The 15,345-nt window shown below is 72.1% G+C and carries 16 protein-coding genes; 6 read left to right on the top strand and 10 right to left on the bottom strand.

What is annotated here, in order from left to right:
- Positions 1-92: 92 nt before the first annotated feature.
- Positions 93-1,160, bottom strand: a complete 1,068-nt coding sequence (locus tag AB0J76_RS26065) for a polyprenyl synthetase family protein (protein ID WP_352328956.1) — start codon at positions 1,158-1,160, stop codon at positions 93-95.
- A gap of 85 nt (positions 1,161-1,245) precedes the next feature.
- On the opposite strand from AB0J76_RS26065, the gene metF reads away from it, so the two are divergent.
- The gene (gene metF / locus AB0J76_RS26060) at positions 1,246-2,166 is read left to right on the top strand and encodes a methylenetetrahydrofolate reductase [NAD(P)H] (protein WP_352328954.1); all 921 of its coding nucleotides are present in this window, start codon (positions 1,246-1,248) and stop codon (positions 2,164-2,166) included.
- 199 nt (positions 2,167-2,365) lie between these two features.
- On the opposite strand, the gene AB0J76_RS26055 is transcribed toward metF, so the two are convergent.
- Both AB0J76_RS26055 and AB0J76_RS26050 read right to left on the bottom strand, forming a co-directional pair.
- On the bottom strand, positions 2,366-2,929 hold the full coding sequence (locus AB0J76_RS26055) for a GNAT family N-acetyltransferase (RefSeq protein WP_352328952.1): 564 nt from the start codon (positions 2,927-2,929) through the stop codon (positions 2,366-2,368).
- Positions 2,930-2,949: 20 nt separating this feature from the next.
- Positions 2,950-3,426, bottom strand: a complete 477-nt coding sequence (locus tag AB0J76_RS26050; protein WP_352328950.1) for a YbaK/EbsC family protein — start codon at positions 3,424-3,426, stop codon at positions 2,950-2,952.
- A 124-nt stretch (positions 3,427-3,550) separates the two neighbouring features.
- Between AB0J76_RS26050 and AB0J76_RS26045 the strand changes: the two genes are divergently transcribed.
- Together AB0J76_RS26045 and AB0J76_RS26040 are read left to right on the top strand one after the other, a co-directional pair.
- The gene (locus AB0J76_RS26045; RefSeq protein ID WP_352328948.1) at positions 3,551-4,399 is read left to right on the top strand and encodes a L,D-transpeptidase family protein; all 849 of its coding nucleotides are present in this window, start codon (positions 3,551-3,553) and stop codon (positions 4,397-4,399) included.
- A gap of 77 nt (positions 4,400-4,476) precedes the next feature.
- On the top strand, positions 4,477-6,234 hold the full coding sequence (locus tag AB0J76_RS26040; protein ID WP_352328946.1) for a hypothetical protein: 1,758 nt from the start codon (positions 4,477-4,479) through the stop codon (positions 6,232-6,234).
- Here AB0J76_RS26040 and AB0J76_RS26035 read toward each other — a convergent pair.
- Together AB0J76_RS26035 and AB0J76_RS26030 are read right to left on the bottom strand one after the other, a co-directional pair.
- Positions 6,223-6,720: a hypothetical protein gene (locus AB0J76_RS26035; RefSeq protein WP_352328944.1), complete on the bottom strand. Its 498-nt coding sequence runs from the start codon at positions 6,718-6,720 to the stop codon at positions 6,223-6,225. The genes AB0J76_RS26040 and AB0J76_RS26035 overlap by 12 nt on opposite strands.
- A gap of 169 nt (positions 6,721-6,889) precedes the next feature.
- Positions 6,890-7,546 (bottom strand): helix-turn-helix domain-containing protein, encoded by a 657-nt coding sequence (locus AB0J76_RS26030; RefSeq protein ID WP_364390684.1) that lies wholly within the window; start codon positions 7,544-7,546, stop codon positions 6,890-6,892.
- Between the two features lie 91 nt (positions 7,547-7,637).
- Between AB0J76_RS26030 and AB0J76_RS26025 the strand changes: the two genes are divergently transcribed.
- From AB0J76_RS26025 to AB0J76_RS26015, 3 genes are all read left to right on the top strand, one after another.
- Positions 7,638-8,810 carry a cytochrome P450 gene (locus tag AB0J76_RS26025; protein ID WP_352331401.1) on the top strand — a complete coding sequence of 391 codons (1,173 nt, stop codon included), beginning with the start codon at positions 7,638-7,640 and terminating at the stop codon, positions 8,808-8,810.
- A 6-nt stretch (positions 8,811-8,816) separates the two neighbouring features.
- Positions 8,817-9,008, top strand: coding sequence for a ferredoxin (locus AB0J76_RS26020; protein ID WP_352331403.1), 192 nt, complete (start codon positions 8,817-8,819; stop codon positions 9,006-9,008).
- Positions 9,009-9,543: 535 nt separating this feature from the next.
- Positions 9,544-9,930, top strand: a complete 387-nt coding sequence (locus AB0J76_RS26015) for an SAV_6107 family HEPN domain-containing protein (protein ID WP_352322609.1) — start codon at positions 9,544-9,546, stop codon at positions 9,928-9,930.
- 341 nt (positions 9,931-10,271) lie between these two features.
- Here the strand turns inward: AB0J76_RS26015 and AB0J76_RS26010 are convergent, their stop codons facing one another.
- The 5 genes from AB0J76_RS26010 to argF form a co-directional block, all read right to left on the bottom strand.
- Entirely contained in the window at positions 10,272-10,766 is a 495-nt protein-coding gene (locus AB0J76_RS26010; RefSeq protein ID WP_026214021.1) for a transcriptional regulator, read from the bottom strand.
- A gap of 300 nt (positions 10,767-11,066) precedes the next feature.
- Positions 11,067-11,936, bottom strand: a complete 870-nt coding sequence (locus tag AB0J76_RS26005; RefSeq protein WP_352322608.1) for a universal stress protein — start codon at positions 11,934-11,936, stop codon at positions 11,067-11,069.
- A gap of 1 nt (position 11,937) precedes the next feature.
- Positions 11,938-13,359, bottom strand: a complete 1,422-nt coding sequence (locus tag AB0J76_RS26000; RefSeq protein ID WP_352322607.1) for an amino acid permease — start codon at positions 13,357-13,359, stop codon at positions 11,938-11,940.
- Between the two features lie 9 nt (positions 13,360-13,368).
- Positions 13,369-14,304 (bottom strand): carbamate kinase, encoded by a 936-nt coding sequence (gene arcC / locus AB0J76_RS25995; protein ID WP_352322606.1) that lies wholly within the window; start codon positions 14,302-14,304, stop codon positions 13,369-13,371.
- Complete coding sequence (argF, locus tag AB0J76_RS25990; RefSeq protein ID WP_352322605.1) at positions 14,305-15,309, bottom strand: ornithine carbamoyltransferase; 1,005 nt, start codon at positions 15,307-15,309, stop codon at positions 14,305-14,307.
- Between the last annotated feature and the right edge of the window lie 36 nt (positions 15,310-15,345).

The raw sequence follows: 15,345 nt of genomic DNA, 5'->3' as shown, positions 1-15,345 counted from the left end.
CGAAGCGGGTCGCCCAGACCGACGCCGCCCGCCGAAGCGGGTCGCCCAGGCCGGTGCCGCGCGGGCCGGCCGCCGGCACCAGGGGCCCGGGGTCAGGTCTTGCGGGACGTCGCGGCGATGGCCAGCTCGGTCAGCGCCGTGCGCGACTCGGCGGTGACCGGCGCCTCGTCGAGCGCGGCCAGCGCGTCGGCGAGATAGCCGGCGATCAGGTCCTCGCACTCCCGCAGCGCGCCGCTGTCGGTGATGATCTCGCGCAGGGCGCGCACCCCGTCCTCGTCGAGCGCGGGGTCGCCGAGCAGCCTGCGCACCGTCGCGGCCGCCTGCGGAGGCGCCCCGGCCAGGGTGCGGGCCACCAGCATCGTGCGCTTGCCCTCCCGCAGGTCGTCGCCGGCCGGCTTGCCGGTCTGGGCCGGGTCGCCGAACACGCCGAGGATGTCGTCCCTGAGCTGGAAGGCGATGCCGACGCGGCGGCCGTAGCCGGTGCACAGCTCGTCCATCCACGGCTCCAGCGCGCCGGCCGCGAGCACCAGGCCGAGCCTGAGCGGCTGCTCCACCGAGTACTTGCCGCTCTTGAACAGCGCCACCCGCAGGGCCGACTCGAAGGTGTTCTCGCCGTGGGCCTGCTCCAGCAGGTCGAGGTACTGGCCGCACATCAGCTCGGTGCGCATGTGGTCGTGGACGGGCTGGGCGGCGGCCAGCGACGCCGGCGGCAGGCCGCTGGTGCGCCACATCTCGCCCGACCACACCAGCAGCAGGTTGCCCAGCAGGATGGCGGCCCCCTCGCCGAACTGCTCGGCCGAGCCGTGCCAGCCCTCCTTCTCGTGCAGGGACTGGAAGCGGCGGTGGGCGGCCGGCATGCCCCTGCGCAGGTCGCTCTTGTCCATCACGTCGTCGTGCACGAGCGCGCTGGCCTGCAACAGCTCCAGCGACGCGGCGGCGGTGAAGATCTCGGGCACGTCGGTGCCGCCCGCGCCGCGCCAGCCCCAGTAGCAGAACGCGGGACGCAGGCGCTTGCCGCCGGCCAGCAGGTCGCCCGCGGCGGCGCGCAGCGGTTCGAGCTCGGCGTCGCCCGAGGCGGGCAGCTGCCGTTCGACGAACTCCCCGAGGGCGCGCTCCACCTGGGTGCGCAGGGCGTCCATGCTCGCGGCGTCAGTGGTCATGCCTTGAGACTAGTGGGCGCGGACTCGGGGTCGGGTCCCCGGTCTAGGGGCGGCCGATCCGGACACCGGCCTGTACGCTTGGGCCATGGCGCTTGGTCGACCCTCCATCCTGCCCGATCGTGTCCCCACCGTCCGTGAGCTGCTCGCCACCGGTGGCCGGTCGTTCTCCTTCGAGTTCTTCCCGCCGAAGACCGACGAGGGCGAGCGGCAGCTGTGGAAGGCGATCAGAGAGCTGGAGTCCCTGCGCCCCACGTTCGTCTCGGTCACCTACGGGGCCGGCGGCTCGACCCGCGACCGCACGGTCGACATCGTCGAGCGCCTGGCCCACGACACCACGCTCACCCCTGTGGCGCACTTCACGGCGGTCAACCACTCCGTGCGCGAGCTGCGCCACCTGGTCGGCCGCTTCGCCGACGCGGGGGTGCGCAACATCCTGGCCGTGCGCGGCGACCCGCCCGGCGACCCGACCGCCGAGTGGGTGCGGCATCCCGAGGGCGTGCTCTACGCCGAGGAGCTGGTGCGGCTCATCCGGCAGGCGGGCGAGTTCTGCGTCGGGGTGGCGGCGTTCCCGTACAAGCATCCGCGCTCGCCGTCGATCGAGTCCGACACCGAATACTTCGTGCGCAAGTGCCGGGCGGGGGCCGACTACGCGATCACCCAGATGTTCTTCCAGGCCGACGACTACCTGCGGCTGCGCGACCGGGTGGCGGCCCAGGGCTGCGACACGCCGATCATTCCGTGCATCATGCCGGTCACCCAGATGAGCACGATCGCGCGGTCGGAGCAGCTGTCAGGGGCGCCGTTCCCGGCCGAGGTGGCGGCCCGTTTCGAGGCGGTCGCCGACGACCCGGCCGCGGTGCGGGCGCTGGGCATCGAGCACGGCGCGGAGCTGTGCCAGCGGCTGCTCGACGAGGGCGCGCCCGGCATCCACTTCATCACGTTCAACCGGTCCAGCGCCTCGCGCGAGGTGTTCCAGCGCCTGACGCCGGTCGCCGCCACCGCCTGACCCCACCGCCTGACCCGCCGCCCCGTCCCCTTACGCGCGGTTGCCCGTCACCCGCCCGCAGGGGGACCGGGCGGGTGACGGGCAGGGGGTGGTATCCAATCGGTAACGTGTCCGTCACTTTCTGTCATGAAGATGCCCTCGGGCATGACCAGGCAAACCCTGCGAGTACGGGCTTTACCTGCGGTGATGTGCGACGCCCTCAGTCGAGGGGGAGCGGGCGGCCGACGATCGCGTACTCCTCGTGGCCGCCGGGGAAGACGAAGCGGGTCAGCAGGTCGGTGAAGCCCATGCTCGCGTAGAGGTGGCGGGCGGCCGTGGGGCGGTCGTGGGTGGACAACACGGCCGAGCGCTCGGCGCGGCCGGCGCACAGAGTCCGGATCATGGCCCGGCCGATGCCCGCGCCCTGGTGGTCGGGGTGCACGTGGATCTCGGCCAGCTCGAACGCGTGGCCCATCCAGGCGCGCGCGGCCTCATCGCCCGCCTCGTCGGCCAGCGCCCGGCTCACCACGTCGTGCCACCACTGTCCGGTCGCGCCGCGGAAGCCGTATGCGAAGCCGACGGTCTGGGGGCGTGCCACGCCGGTCGGGTCGCGCAATTCTGCGAAATAGCACTGGAAATGGGGATATGTGCCGTGGTTGCGCATGATGGTCTTGCGACCGGCGATCTGCTCGGGGGGCGGGTTCATCGCCGCCGTATAGATGTCGATCACCGTGTCCAGGCGTTCGGTGAACTCGGCCGGGCCCGCCCCGCGAAACTCGATCACTCGTCGCACATTACTCGACGTCACTCGACGTCGACGGGAGTGCCTCCGGTGATCGCCACCAACTCCTCGAACGTCGTCGGGAACACCGTCAGCGGGTGGCCGCCGGCCGCCCACACCACCTCGTGCTTGCTCAGCCAGTTGTCCACCAGGGTGCGGACCGGGGCCGGATGGCCGACCGGGGCCACCCCGCCGATCGGCTGACCGGTCGCGGCCCTGACGAACTCCGGCGTGGCCCGCCGCACCTCGGCGACGCCGGCCGTACGGGCGACGAGCTCGACGTCCACCCGGTGGGCGCCGCTGGTCAGGACCAGCAGCGGCGCGCCGTCGGCGTCGAAGATCAGGCTGTTGGCGATCGCCCCCACCTCGCAGCCGAGCTGGGCGGCAGCGGTCGCCGCGGTAGGGGCCTTCTCGGGCAGGACGACGATCTCTCCGGTGGCGCCCGCCGCGCGCAGGGCGGCCTCCACGACGACGGCGTTAGCCGGCAACTTCTCGGACATGAGGACACTCTAAACAGGTTGACCGGCTTATTACCTGTTCATGGCGGGTGGTGTAGGGTCCATCGATCCGGATAGTTCGTGATATGAGAGGTGGTAACCGGTGGGGGCTCGACGGCTGCCCGGAATGGCTGCTCTGCTGACGGCTGGGGCCGTCGTACTCACGGGCTGCGGCGCGCAGGCGCACACCTCAGCCGCGACGACCGGCGTCACCGGCATCACCGGCGCGCCGAGCACGGCCGGCACCTCCGGCGCGGCGGGGGCCAAGGCGGGCCCGGAGACAGCACCTGCCGCAGCGCCCGTCACGGCGCCCGTCACGGCGCCCGTCACGGCGCCGCGCAAGACGCTGAAGCTGGGCGCGAAGGGCACGTCCGTCACCTGGTTGCAGCGGCGCCTGGCGGCTCTGGGCTACCTGCCCGGCAAGGCCGACGGCCGCTACGGCGGCGCCACCCTCGCCGCCGTCTGGGCCTTCCAGAAGGTCAACGGCATCACGCCGACCAGCACGATCGCCCGCAGGACGTGGGAGGCGCTGGAACGGCCGAGGACCCCCAAGGTGCTGGTGGGCAACGGCAAGCCGACCCGCGCCGAGGTCGACCTGACCAAGCAGGTCATGGTCCTGTACGTCGACGGCCAGGTGCGGCTCATCACCCACATCTCCTCCGGCAGCGGCGTCCCGTACTGCGAGACGACCACCTGGCAGGGCAAGGAGCAGCGCTTCTGCGGCTCGGCCCGCACGCCGACCGGCGACTTCCGCACGACGTGGCGGGCCAGCGGCTGGCACAAGTCGTACCTGGGGCAGCTCTACAACCCGATCTTCTTCAACGGCGGCATCGCCTTCCACGGCGCGCTGTCGGTGCCGCTCTCCCCGGCCTCGCACGGCTGCGTGCGCATGCCGATGAACGTCGCCGAGGTGCTGCCCGGCCTGCTCGGCAAGGGCGTGCCGGTGCATGTGAGAGGCGCGTTCAGGCGCGCATAACGTCCGCGTAACCGGATCCGGTGACGGCCGGGTTATCCGCTTCTTGCTGGACTTCCCCCGACTTGAGGGGGAATTCCATGACGACGACGTTCGCAGCTCGTGTTCCGGCTCCTGCCCCGTACGTGCGGCGCGGGGGCCGGTCGCGTTCGTGGTGGTTGCTGGCGATCGGGTGGGTGGCGCAGGTCGCGCTGCGGCTGTGGTTGTTCCGGCAGCACGCCGGGCCGGTGGCCAACCCGGACGAGACCGGATACCTGATCGCCGCCCGGTGGCTGGCCGGCGGGCCCGGGGCGGATCTGACCGGCTTCACCTTCTACCAGGGCGGCTACCCGCTGCTGCTGACGCCGGTGTTCTGGTTCACGCAGGACCCGGTGGCGGCCTACCGGCTGGTCGTCGTGGTGGGGTCGATGGTGGCGGCGGGGGCGTTCCCGCTGGCGTACCTGCTGCTGCGGCGGCTGGGGACGGGGCCGCGGGCGGCGATGGCGGCGGCGTTCGCGGGCGGGTTGTCGCCGTCGCTGCTGCTGTTCTCGGGGCTGGCGCTGGCCGACGCGGTCCTGCCCACCCTTGTCCTGGCCTGGCTGGTCGCGCTGCACGACCTCGTGGCCAGGGGGTCGGCCAGGGCGGGGGTGCTGGCGGGCGGGCTGGCGGGGTTCGCGACGGCGGTGCACCTGCGCGGGACCGTCGTCCTGGCGGTGACCCTCCTGGCGATGGCGGGGATGCTCGTCGCGCGCCGCAGGGACGCGGCGGAGAGGTTCTTCGCGCGCCGCAGGGACGCGGCGGGGAGGTTCTTCGCGCGCCGCAGGGGCGCGGCGGCCGGGCTGGTGGCCGCCGTGGTGACGGCGGGAGCCGCGACGGCGCTCAACCGGGTGTTGTCCGCGGCGCTGTACCCGGGCGGGGCGCGTGACCTGTCCGGCCTCCTGACCGAGCGGGTGAGCGGGCTCGACGGGCAGGCTTGGGCGCTGGCGGGGGCGGCCGGGCAGCTCTGGTACCTGATCGCCGGGACCTGGGGGCTGGCCGGGGTCGGGCTCGCGAGCGCCGTCGCCGTCGTGGCCAGGCGGTCGGCGCCGGGGCCGCGGCGCGTGCTGGCGGCCGTCCTGCTGGCCACGACCCTGGGCATCGCCTACGCCTCCTCGGCCGCGCTCCCCGACGAGCACCGGATCGGCAACTACGCGTATGGCCGCTACCTGGCCTGCGTGGCGCTCGCCTGGACCCTGGCCGGGCTGCTCGTGCTGGCCAGGGCCGGCCGCGGGGCCGTCGTGCGGCACGCGCTCGCGGCGGCCGGGCTGCTCGCGGCGACCGGCGGCGTGGTGGTCTGGTACGCGGGGGACCGGCTCCAGCGGTACGCGTTCATCGCCTTCGACTTCCCCGAGGTGATCTTCCTCAGCCGGGTGCGGGACTCCTTCGACCTGGTCACCGCCTCCCTCGCGGCGCTCGCCCTGCTGGCGGGGCTGGCGGGCGCGGCCCTGCTGACGGCCCGCCGCGGGTGGCCGGGGGTGCTGGCCGTGCTGGCGGCGGTCAACCTGGTCTTCGCCGCCGACCTGGCGCCGAAGTCCGCGCCCGCCGCAGGGCCCGACTGGCTGCCCGTGCTCACGGGCCCGGGACGGGTGGCCGTGGACCGGCGGGTGATGTGGAACATCCGGGCCGTCCTGGCCTACCGCGTCTCCTGGACCGAGGCCGAGCTCTACGACGGTAGGCCGCCGGCCGGCGCCTGCACCGCCGTCGTCCCGCCCGGCTCGGGGCCGGCGCCCGCGGGGTGGGCCGCGACCGGCGCGGGCGGCGCCCGCCAGGGCTGGACCACCTGGGTCAGCGACCGCTGCGCCGGCGGGTCAGCGCGGTGACGCCGTCCGGGCCGCGGTGTACGCACGGACCATGCCGACGGCCTGGGCCAGGGCCGCCACCAGCAGGAGCACGGCCGAGAAGTACTGGTACGGCGGGAGCGCGTCGGCGAAGGCCTGATGGTCGTAGAAACCGGCCAGCCCCGGCACGGGGTTGTAGACGGCCGCCGCGAGCCCGAGCGCGTACGGCAGGATGAGCACGCCCGACGACACCAGCAGGGCACCGCGACCCCGGGCCGCGCGGCGCAGCAGCAGGCCCACCACGGCGATCCCCGCGGCCGCGACGCCCGCCACCAGCGCGATGCCCCTGACGATCCACCACAGGTCCGAGCCCAGCGACGTCAGGCCGCCGGAGGTCATCGGGTCTGCCGGGTCGGGGCCCCGCGTCCCCGACGCCGTGCGCAGGGCCGCGTAGTTGACGGCCGCGTACGCCGCCGCCAGGACCGGCCCCGACAGCAGCAGGATGAGAGTGCCCGTCCGTCCCCGCACCGATCCCCCTCACCCGACCGTTCCCGTACGACCGGCCCGTCCGCTGTCCGCCGCCCGCGCGATTCCCGTACGACCGGCCCGTCCGCTGCCCGCCGCCCGCGCCGGTTCACGAGAGGCCGGTCCGGCGGCTGTCCGCCACCGGCGCCGACAGCCTGTCAGACGCGCGCCGTCACGCGCCACCCGCGGCGACCCCGGCAGAGCGGTCGGCGGGGGCGGGGCGGCGGGGGAGGCCGTGGAGGCCGTGCAGGGCGATGTCGGCGGCCCGGCGGGCGGCGTCGCGGGCCTGCTCCACCGGGAGGCCGTCGTTGAGGGTGGCCATCACGGCCAGCTTCACCGCGCCGATCAGCGACCCCACGGCCGCCGCCGCCTCGACCCGGCCGAGCCGGCCGGGGTAGGCCGCCGACAGCGCCTCCGCCAGCCGGAGCTGGCTGTCGAACAGCAGGTGCAGGGCCCGCGCCTGGAGGGGCGGCTCGCGCATGATGAGCTCAAGGCGCAGCGCCGTCTGCTCCGACCAGGTGTCCTGGCCGTCGTCCGTGGTCGAGAACGCGTCCTCGATGAAGGCGCGCAGCAGGTCGGCGGGCGCCTGGCCGGGGGCGGGCGCGGACAGGAACGTCAGCGCGCGCTCGATCTGGTGCTCGGAGTCGTAGAAGAGCACGTCCTCCTTGCTGGCGAAGTAGCTGAAGAAGGTGCGGGTGGAGACCTCGGCGGCGGCGGCGATCTCCGCCAGCGTGGTCTCCTCGTAGCCCTTCTCGCCGAACAGCCGGAGCGCTCCCTCGATCAGCGCCCGGCGCGTGCGCTGCTTCTTGCGCTCCCGCAGTCCTACCATGACGGAACTCTACACCGATACACGAATTTCATGCATTGAAGTTTTGCATCGGTTGAGGTTTTCTAGGGAGTGAGCTCGGAAAGGAGCCAGCATGTCCGACCTGACCTTTCCCGTGACCCGCCGGCGGCCGTTCGATCCGCCCGAGGAAGCCACGGCCCTGCGACAACAGGGCGTCATGCACCGCCTCACCTTCGCCGACGGCCACCTCGGCTGGCTGGTCACCGGCTACTCGGCCGCCCGCGCGATCCTGGCCGACCCCCGCTTCAGCAACCGTCCGGAGCGGCTGCACCCCCTCGTGCCCACCCGGGCGCAGCTCGTGCAGGAACTGCCGCCCGGGTTCTTCCTGCGGATGGACGCGCCCGAGCACACGCGCTACCGCAAGCTGCTCATGGGGCAGTTCACCGTGCGGCGGATGAAGGCGCTCGAACCCAGGATCGAGGAGATCACCCACTCCTGCCTCGACGCCATGCAGGCCGCCGGACCGCCCGCCGACCTGGTGCAGTCCTTCGCGCTGCCGATCCCGTCGCTGGTGATCTGCGAGCTGCTCGGGGTGCCGTACGAGGACCGCGCGGTGTTCCAGGAGGAGACCAAGATCCTGGTCAACCTGGAGACCAAGGCCGACGACGCCCTGGCCGCGTTCACCAGGATCGGGGCGTACCTGTCGGAGCTGATCGGTCGCAAGCGGGCCGAACCGGCCGACGACCTGCTCAGCGGGCTCGTCGAGGAGCTCAACCACGAGGAGCTGACCGGGGTCGCGTTCCTGCTCCTGCTGGCCGGGCACGAGACGACCGCCAACATGCTGGGGCTGGGCACGTACGCGCTGCTCACCAACCCCGGCCAGCTCGCCGCCATGCGCGACGACCCCTCGGTGGTGGACAACGGCGTGGAGGAGCTGCTGCGCTACCTCACGATCATCCACCTCGGCCCGGTGCGCAGCGCCCTGGAGGACGTCGAGATCGAGGGCCACCTGGTCAGGGCGGGCGAGTCGGTCGCCTTCCACCTGCCCGCCGTGAACCGCGACCCCTCCCGCTTCCAGGACGCCGACCGCCTCGACGTCCGCCGGCCGGTCGGCGGGCATCTGACGTTCGGCCACGGCATCCACCAGTGCCTCGGGCAGCAGCTCGCCCGGGCCGAGATGCGCATCGCGTACCCGGCGCTGCTGCGGCGCCTGCCTGGCCTACGCTTGGCCGTAACGCCTGAGGAGGTGCCGATGCGCTCGGACATGAGCGTCTATGGAGTGCACCGCCTCCCTGTCACTTGGTAGGTCACGATGAAGATCACAGCGGATACGACGGTGTGCATCGGGGCGGGCATGTGCGCCCTGACGGTGCCGGAGGTGTTCGACCAGAGTGAGGACGAGGGCACGGTGGTGCTGCTGCGCGAGGTGCCCGAGGACGGGCAGGAGGAGGCCGTGCGGCGCGCGGTGTCCCTGTGCCCGTCGGGGGCCATCTCCGTCTCCTGAGCCGCCGTCCCGTCCGATCCGGCCGTCCCGCCGCCGCCACCGCCCCCGGTGGCGGCGGCTTCGTGCTCTCCGGGCGCCCTCGCGGGTGGCGATCCTCATGCCCGAACGGAGGGACGTCACGGGACGGATCGATCGTTTCGCCCTATGGTCATCGAACCTGTGTTCGTGGAACAGGTTGACACCGAGCGTGATCGAAATTATGTTCGACCTAGTGGCGGTGAGGCTCGCGGCTCAACGTCACCCAAGGGCCTGGCCGCGGCCGTTCGCTTCCCCAAGCGATTTCCGCGGCCAGGCTCCACGGGCGAAGGGCGCGTCCTCGTCGTCGGCGGAGACGAGTGGGCGTGTCCTGGCCGGACGGGGAGAGGGGAAGCTCCTCGTCCGGCCGGCCCGGCGGAAATGTCGGTGGCGTCTGAGAGTGTTGGCCTCACCGGCGGAGACGCCGGCCGCCGCCCACGACTCCAAGGAGGCGCGCAAGATGGCACCACGGCCTAGAGAAACGCCCGGGCCCCGGCTGTCGCCTGCGGTTCGGGCACACTTGACCGATTCACGTTCCTGCCTGGCGGAGGCGACCGCCGCCCGCACCCCGGCATCCCGATACGTGGCCGCCCACCTGGCGGCTCTTCGTGCGGCCGCGGCGATCCTGGCCGCCCGTCCCCGTCCCATGGAAGGTCGCCGGCGGCGGCTGCGCAGCGCGTGGGAGCTGTTGCCCGAGGCCGAGCCGCACCTGGCCGAGTGGGCGGCCTACTTCTCCGTGAGCGCCGCCAAGCGCGCGGCCGCGGAGGCCGGCGTGGTCCGCGGCATCAGCGCGGCCGACGCCAGTGAGATCCTGGCCGAGGCCGAGACGTTCGTCTCGACGGTGGAAGACCTGCTCGGCGTTCCCGCCCAGCCCCAGCTTCCGGTGGACGTGCCGCTGGCGGGCTGACCCCGCCGCCCGGCTCTCCAGGCGACGCCGCCGCGCGGAAGAGCGCGGGTGGCGGGGTCCAACAAAGCCGATGAACGTGAGCAAGGCGGCTGTTGCTGACACGCGTGCCCGAAGGAGGCCGGTCAGCCCTCGGTGGTCCCCGCTGTCCCTCTGATAAGCCGGAGGGTCTTCTCTCGTCCACGCCCGGCCTCTCGGGGCGCGTGAGGGCCTCACGAATCGGTTTTTGTGGATTCGGGGCCCTTTGTCGCGTTCGCCGAATAATTGAAAGTTCATTTTCGTGGCGGTACGACGGAGGGCCCGCCAGGGGAATTGGCGGGCCCTTCGGGGTGAAGCGGTGGGTGCTAGAAGGACTCGACGGCCCGGCGCGCCTCGGCGTCGAGCACGCCCCAGCTGATGAGCTCCTCGGTCAACTCGCTCGGCGACTTGTCATAGATCACAGCCAACGAACGCAGGTCCTCCTGGCGGATCGACAGGACCTTGCCGTTGTAGTCGCCACGCTGGCTCTGAATGGTGGCGGCGTAACGGGCAAGCGCTCCGGCCTTCTCCTTCGGCAGTGTCGCCAGGCGCTCCAGGTCGATCACAAGCTTGGGAGTGGGCCCGAGCGGGCTCGGCGCGGCGCCTCCGGGCAGCAGCTCGGAGACGGGCACCCCGTAGAAGTCGGCAAGCTCGGCAAGTTTCTGCACCGTGACAGCTCGGTCGCCACGCTCGTAAGAGCCCACGACCACGGCTTTCCACCTGCCGCGCGACTTCTCTTCGACTCCATGCAGGGACAGCCCCTGCTGGGTGCGGATGGCGCGAAGTCGTGCACCCAGCGACTTTGCGTACTCAGACGGCATCGTGTGGCCCCCCGGCTCTCGTATGTATCGCTCTTAGTAGATTGTGCTCCCTTGCGGCATATGCCCCAGCCACCGGGGGGTACGGTGCCAGGCTCGGCACCATCGGTAGCCGTGGCCCTGGGTTTACCCCAGAACGCCGCGCGGTGTGGTTACGCACAGTGACGGTAAAGGGGTGGGAGCCTAAGGTCAAGCTGATTGGAAAAAAGATGCCGAATCCGGTCCGGGAGGGAACGCAACAAACGCCCCTCTTGTACCGGTGGCAACACTACTTCGTCATAGTTTGACGAGTGAAATCGAGCGTCAGGTCTCGCGGGTCAGAATCATGACCGGGCAGGTCGCGGCCTGGACGATCTTGATGGACGTGTCGCCCAGGAAGACCCGGCGCAGCGGCCCGGCGTCGCTGGAGGCGCACACGAGCAGCTCGCCCGGCAGCCACGTGGTCGTCCCGAGCGCCTGGGCCACGTTCCGGCCCTCCAGGAGCTCCACCTCGACCTGAAGCCGGCGCCGCTGCCCCCGCGCCGCCGCGCGCAGGTCCGCGGCGGCCTGGTCGCGCAGCCGTACGAGCATGTCCTCCTCGACCTGGACGCGGCGGCCGGTCCTGACCACCAGGGTGACCAGCCGCAGCGGGATGTCCAGGGTGACCGCGGCCTTGGCCGCGCCCCGGACGGCGGCGTCGGCGCCGGGCCCGCGGCGGTAGGCGACGGTGATGCGCTCGAACGCGGCCGGCGGGTCGTCGCCGTAGCCGCGCGGGGCCAGCAGCACGGGCACCGGTGAGGAGTGCAGGAGCTGGTCGGCGGTGCTGCCGACGGTGATGCGGGACCGGGTGCCGCCCGGCGCCGAGCCGATGACCACGACGTCGGCGCCGCGCCTGCGGGCCACCTCCACCAGGCCGCGCCCGCTGCCCTTGTTGGTGTGGCGCACGTACTCGGCCGCCTGGTCGCCGGCCAGCTCGCGGGCCTGCGCGAGGGCGGCCTCGGCCTGCTCGCGCAGGTAGGAGCGCCAGGCGCCCTCGTCGGCGCGGGCGGGGCCCGGCGTGGTCGTCACGGGCGGCTGGACGGTCGCGACCGTCAGGCTGCCCCCGGTCTGCCGGGTCAGCACGACGGCCAGCGCGAGCCCGTCCGCGCCGCGCGGCTCGGCGATGTACCCGGCCAGCACCTTGTCGAACTTCATGTCACCGCACCTCGGCATTCAGCCGTGAATGCCCGTAGCCGTACAGGAAATAGCAGATCAGGCCGACCAGCATCCACAGGCCGAAGGCGGCCCACGTGACGCCGGCCAGCCCGGCCATCACGATGACGCAGAAGATCGCGCCGAGCGCCGGGGTGAGGGGGAAGAGCGGCGTACGGAAGCTGCGCGGCAGCTCCGGGCTGCGGTAGCGCAGGACCAGCACGCCGAGGTTGACGATGAGGAAGGCGAACAGCGTGCCGATGCTGGTGGCCTCGGCGAGCTGGCCGAGCGGCACCAGCCCGGCCAGGACCGAGATGAACAGGGCCACGATCAGCGTGTTGGCGACCGGCACCTGGTGGCGCGGGTTCACCCGCTGGAAGATGCGGGGGATGAGCCCGTCGCGGGACATCGCGAACAGGATGCGGGTCTGGCCGTAGATGACCGTGAGCACGACGCTGGCGATGGCGATCACCGCGCCGAAGGAGACGATCACGCCCGGCCAGGTGGCGCCGGTGGCCTGGTCGACGATCTGCGACAGGCTCGCCTCGGTGCTCTCCGGGTCGAACTCGGTCCACGGCTTGGCCCCGATGGCGGCCACGGCGACCAGGACGTACACGGCGGTGACGATGAGCAGGGACAGCAGGATGGCCAGGGGCAGGTCGCGCTTGGGGTTCCTGGCCTCCTCGCCCGCGGTGGAGGCGGCGTCGAAGCCGATGTAGGAGAAGAACACCTGCGAGGCGGCCGCCGTGATCCCGGCCACCCCGAGCGGCGCGAACGGGGTGAAGTTCCCCGACTGGAACGCCGTGAACGCCACCACGCAGAAGAACACCAGCACCGCGATCTTGATCAGCACGAACACCGCGTTGGCCGTGGCCGACTCCGAGGCCCCGTAGAGCAGCAGCCAGGTGGCCAGGAGCACGATGAGGATCGCGGTGACGTTGACCACGCCGCCGTCCTGGCCGGGGGAGCGGGTGATCGCCTCGGGCAGCGTCCAGCCGAACAGGCTGCGCAGGAAGGCGTTGAGGTACTCGCCCCAGCCCACGGCCACGGCCGCGACGGACACGGCGTACTCCAGCATGAGGCACCAGCCGCACACCCACGCCACCAGCTCGCCCAGCGTCGCGTACGCGTAGGAGTAGGACGACCCGGACACCGGGATCGTCCCGGCCAGCTCGGCGTACGACAGGGCCGAGAACAGCGCCGTGACCGCCGCCAGCACGAACGCCAGCACCACCGCCGGACCCGCCTTGGGCACCGCCTGGCCCAGGATGACGAAGATGCCGGTGCCCAGCGTGGCGCCCACGCTGAACAGCGTGAGCTGCCACAACGTCATCGTGCGCCGCAGCTCGCCGCCTTCGCCCTGCCCGCCCTCGGCCACGATGCGCTCGGTCGGCTTGGTGCGCAGCAGCCGTGCGGCCAGTGTCACGTCGGTCTCCTAGAGGGTGCTCGTCAACGGCCACATCCCGTTGGGCGTGACAATCGTGCCCGCGGAACCGGCGAGTATGTCCTGCGCCTCGTCCAGCCTGCCGATGGCGGCCATGTCGCCGGTCGTCTCGACGAACCGGCACACCGCCTCAACCTTCGGTCCCATCGACCCGGCCGGGAAGCGCAGGCCGCGCAGCTCGTGCGGGGTGGTGCAGGCGATCTCGCTCTGGTCGGGGGTGCCGAAGCCGCGGTACACCCGCGGGACGTCGGTCAGGATGAGGAAGGCGTCGCACTCCAGCGCCTCGGCCAGCATCGAGGCGGTCAGGTCCTTGTCGATGACGGCCTCGACGCCCGCCAGCCGGCCGCGGGCGTCCCGCACGACCGGGATGCCGCCGCCGCCCGCGCAGACCACCACGACGCCCTCGCGGACCATCCTGCGGATCAGCCGGGTCTCCACGATGCGCTGCGGGGTGGGGGAGGGGACGACGCGGCGCCAGTGGTCGCCGTCCTGCTTGACCGTCCAGCCGTACTCGGCGGCCAGTTTGCGGGCCTCGTCCTCCTCGTAGATCTGGCCGACGAACTTGGTGGGGTCGTCGAAGGCCGGGTCGACGGCGCTGACCAGGGTCTGGGTGACCATGGCGAGCACCTGCCGGCCGGGCAGGGCGTTCTGCAGCGCCTGCTGCATCCAGTAGCCGAGCATGCCCTGGGTCTGCGCGCCGAGCGTGTCGAAGGGGTAGGGCCGGCTCAGGTTCGGGTCCGCGGCGCTCTCCAGCGCCAGCATGCCGACCTGGGGGCCGTTCCCGTGGGTGATGACCAGCTCGTGCTCGCCGGCCAGCTGCGCCAGCGTCCTGACGGCGGTGGCGATGTTGTCCCTCTGCACGTCGGCGTCCGGCTTCTGGCCGCGCTTGAGCACCGCGTTGCCGCCGAGTGCGACGATGACCCGCATTCAGTCCCCCAGGGTTGCGACCATGACCGCTTTGATGGTGTGCAGCCGGTTCTCGGCCTCGTCGAAGACGATGGAGCGCGGCGACTCGAAGACCTCGTCGGTCACCTCCAGGGCCTCCAGGCCGGTCCTGGCGTGGATGTCGGCGCCGACGCCGGTCTCCCGGTTGTGGAAGGCCGGCAGGCAGTGCATGAACTTCACGTCCGGATTGCCGGTGGCCCGGACGACGCCGTCGTTCACCTGGTACGGCAGCAGCAGCTCGATCCGCTCGTCCCACACCTCCTTCGGCTCGCCCATCGAGACCCACACGTCGGTGTAGAGGAAGTCGGCGCCCCTGACGCCCTCGGCCACGTCCTCGGTGATGGTGATCCGGGCGCCGGTGGACCTGGCCAGCTCCTCGGCGGGCCGCACCGCGAGGTCCCGGTCGGGCCGCAGCGCCGCCGGGGTGACCAGCCGGATGTCCAGGCCGAGCAGCGCGCCGGTGACCAGCAGCGAATGGCCGGTGTTGTTGCGCGCGTCCCCCAGGTAGGCGAGGGACACCTCGCGCAGCGGCTTGTCGCTGTGCTCCTGGACGGTGAGCATGTCGGCCAGCATCTGCGTGGGGTGCCACTCGTCGGTCAGGCCGTTCCACACCGGCACGCCGGACAGCGCCGCCAGGTCCTCGACGTAGGACTGCTTGCTGCCCCGGTACTCGATGCCGTCGAACATGCGGCCCAGCACCCGCGCGGTGTCCCTGACCGACTCCTTGTGCCCGATGTGCGAGCCGGCCGGGTCCAGGTAGGTGACGTGCGCGCCCTGGTCGTGGGCGGCCACCTCGAACGCGCAGCGGGTGCGGGTGGAGGTCTTCTCGAAGATGAGCGCGATGTTCTTGCCCTTGAGCCGCTGCCGTTCGATCCCGGCGTACTTGGCGGCCTTCAGCTCCGCCGACAGGTGCAGCAGGAAGCCGAACTCCTCCGGCGTGAAGTCCAGTTCCTTGAGGAAACTGCGGTTGCGCAGGTTGAACGCCATGTCGCCCCTTCCCTGAAGCCGCCCGGGCGCCGTCCG

The sequence above is a fragment of the Nonomuraea sp. NPDC049624 genome (assembly GCF_040675255.1).
Lineage (GTDB): Bacteria > Actinomycetota > Actinomycetes > Streptosporangiales > Streptosporangiaceae > Nonomuraea.
This window is presented reverse-complemented; position numbering and strand designations above follow the sequence as displayed.

What these genes read in the sequence shown, in the direction of transcription:
- AB0J76_RS26005 (WP_352322608.1), bottom strand. Translation starts at nt 11,936, where the DNA reads ATGAAGTTCGACAAGGTGCTGGCCGGGTACATCGCCGAGCCGCGCGGC.
- AB0J76_RS26065 (WP_352328956.1), bottom strand. Translation starts at nt 1,160, where the DNA reads ATGACCACTGACGCCGCGAGCATGGACGCCCTGCGCACCCAGGTGGAG.
- AB0J76_RS26050 (WP_352328950.1), bottom strand. Translation starts at nt 3,426, where the DNA reads ATGTCCGAGAAGTTGCCGGCTAACGCCGTCGTCGTGGAGGCCGCCCTG.
- metF (WP_352328954.1), top strand. Translation starts at nt 1,246, where the DNA reads ATGGCGCTTGGTCGACCCTCCATCCTGCCCGATCGTGTCCCCACCGTC.
- AB0J76_RS26045 (WP_352328948.1), top strand. Translation starts at nt 3,551, where the DNA reads ATGGCTGCTCTGCTGACGGCTGGGGCCGTCGTACTCACGGGCTGCGGC.
- AB0J76_RS26040 (WP_352328946.1), top strand. Translation starts at nt 4,477, where the DNA reads ATGACGACGACGTTCGCAGCTCGTGTTCCGGCTCCTGCCCCGTACGTG.
- AB0J76_RS26025 (WP_352331401.1), top strand. Translation starts at nt 7,638, where the DNA reads ATGTCCGACCTGACCTTTCCCGTGACCCGCCGGCGGCCGTTCGATCCG.
- AB0J76_RS26030 (WP_364390684.1), bottom strand. Translation starts at nt 7,546, where the DNA reads ATGGTAGGACTGCGGGAGCGCAAGAAGCAGCGCACGCGCCGGGCGCTG.
- argF (WP_352322605.1), bottom strand. Translation starts at nt 15,309, where the DNA reads ATGGCGTTCAACCTGCGCAACCGCAGTTTCCTCAAGGAACTGGACTTC.
- AB0J76_RS26010 (WP_026214021.1), bottom strand. Translation starts at nt 10,766, where the DNA reads ATGCCGTCTGAGTACGCAAAGTCGCTGGGTGCACGACTTCGCGCCATC.
- arcC (WP_352322606.1), bottom strand. Translation starts at nt 14,304, where the DNA reads ATGCGGGTCATCGTCGCACTCGGCGGCAACGCGGTGCTCAAGCGCGGC.
- AB0J76_RS26020 (WP_352331403.1), top strand. Translation starts at nt 8,817, where the DNA reads ATGAAGATCACAGCGGATACGACGGTGTGCATCGGGGCGGGCATGTGC.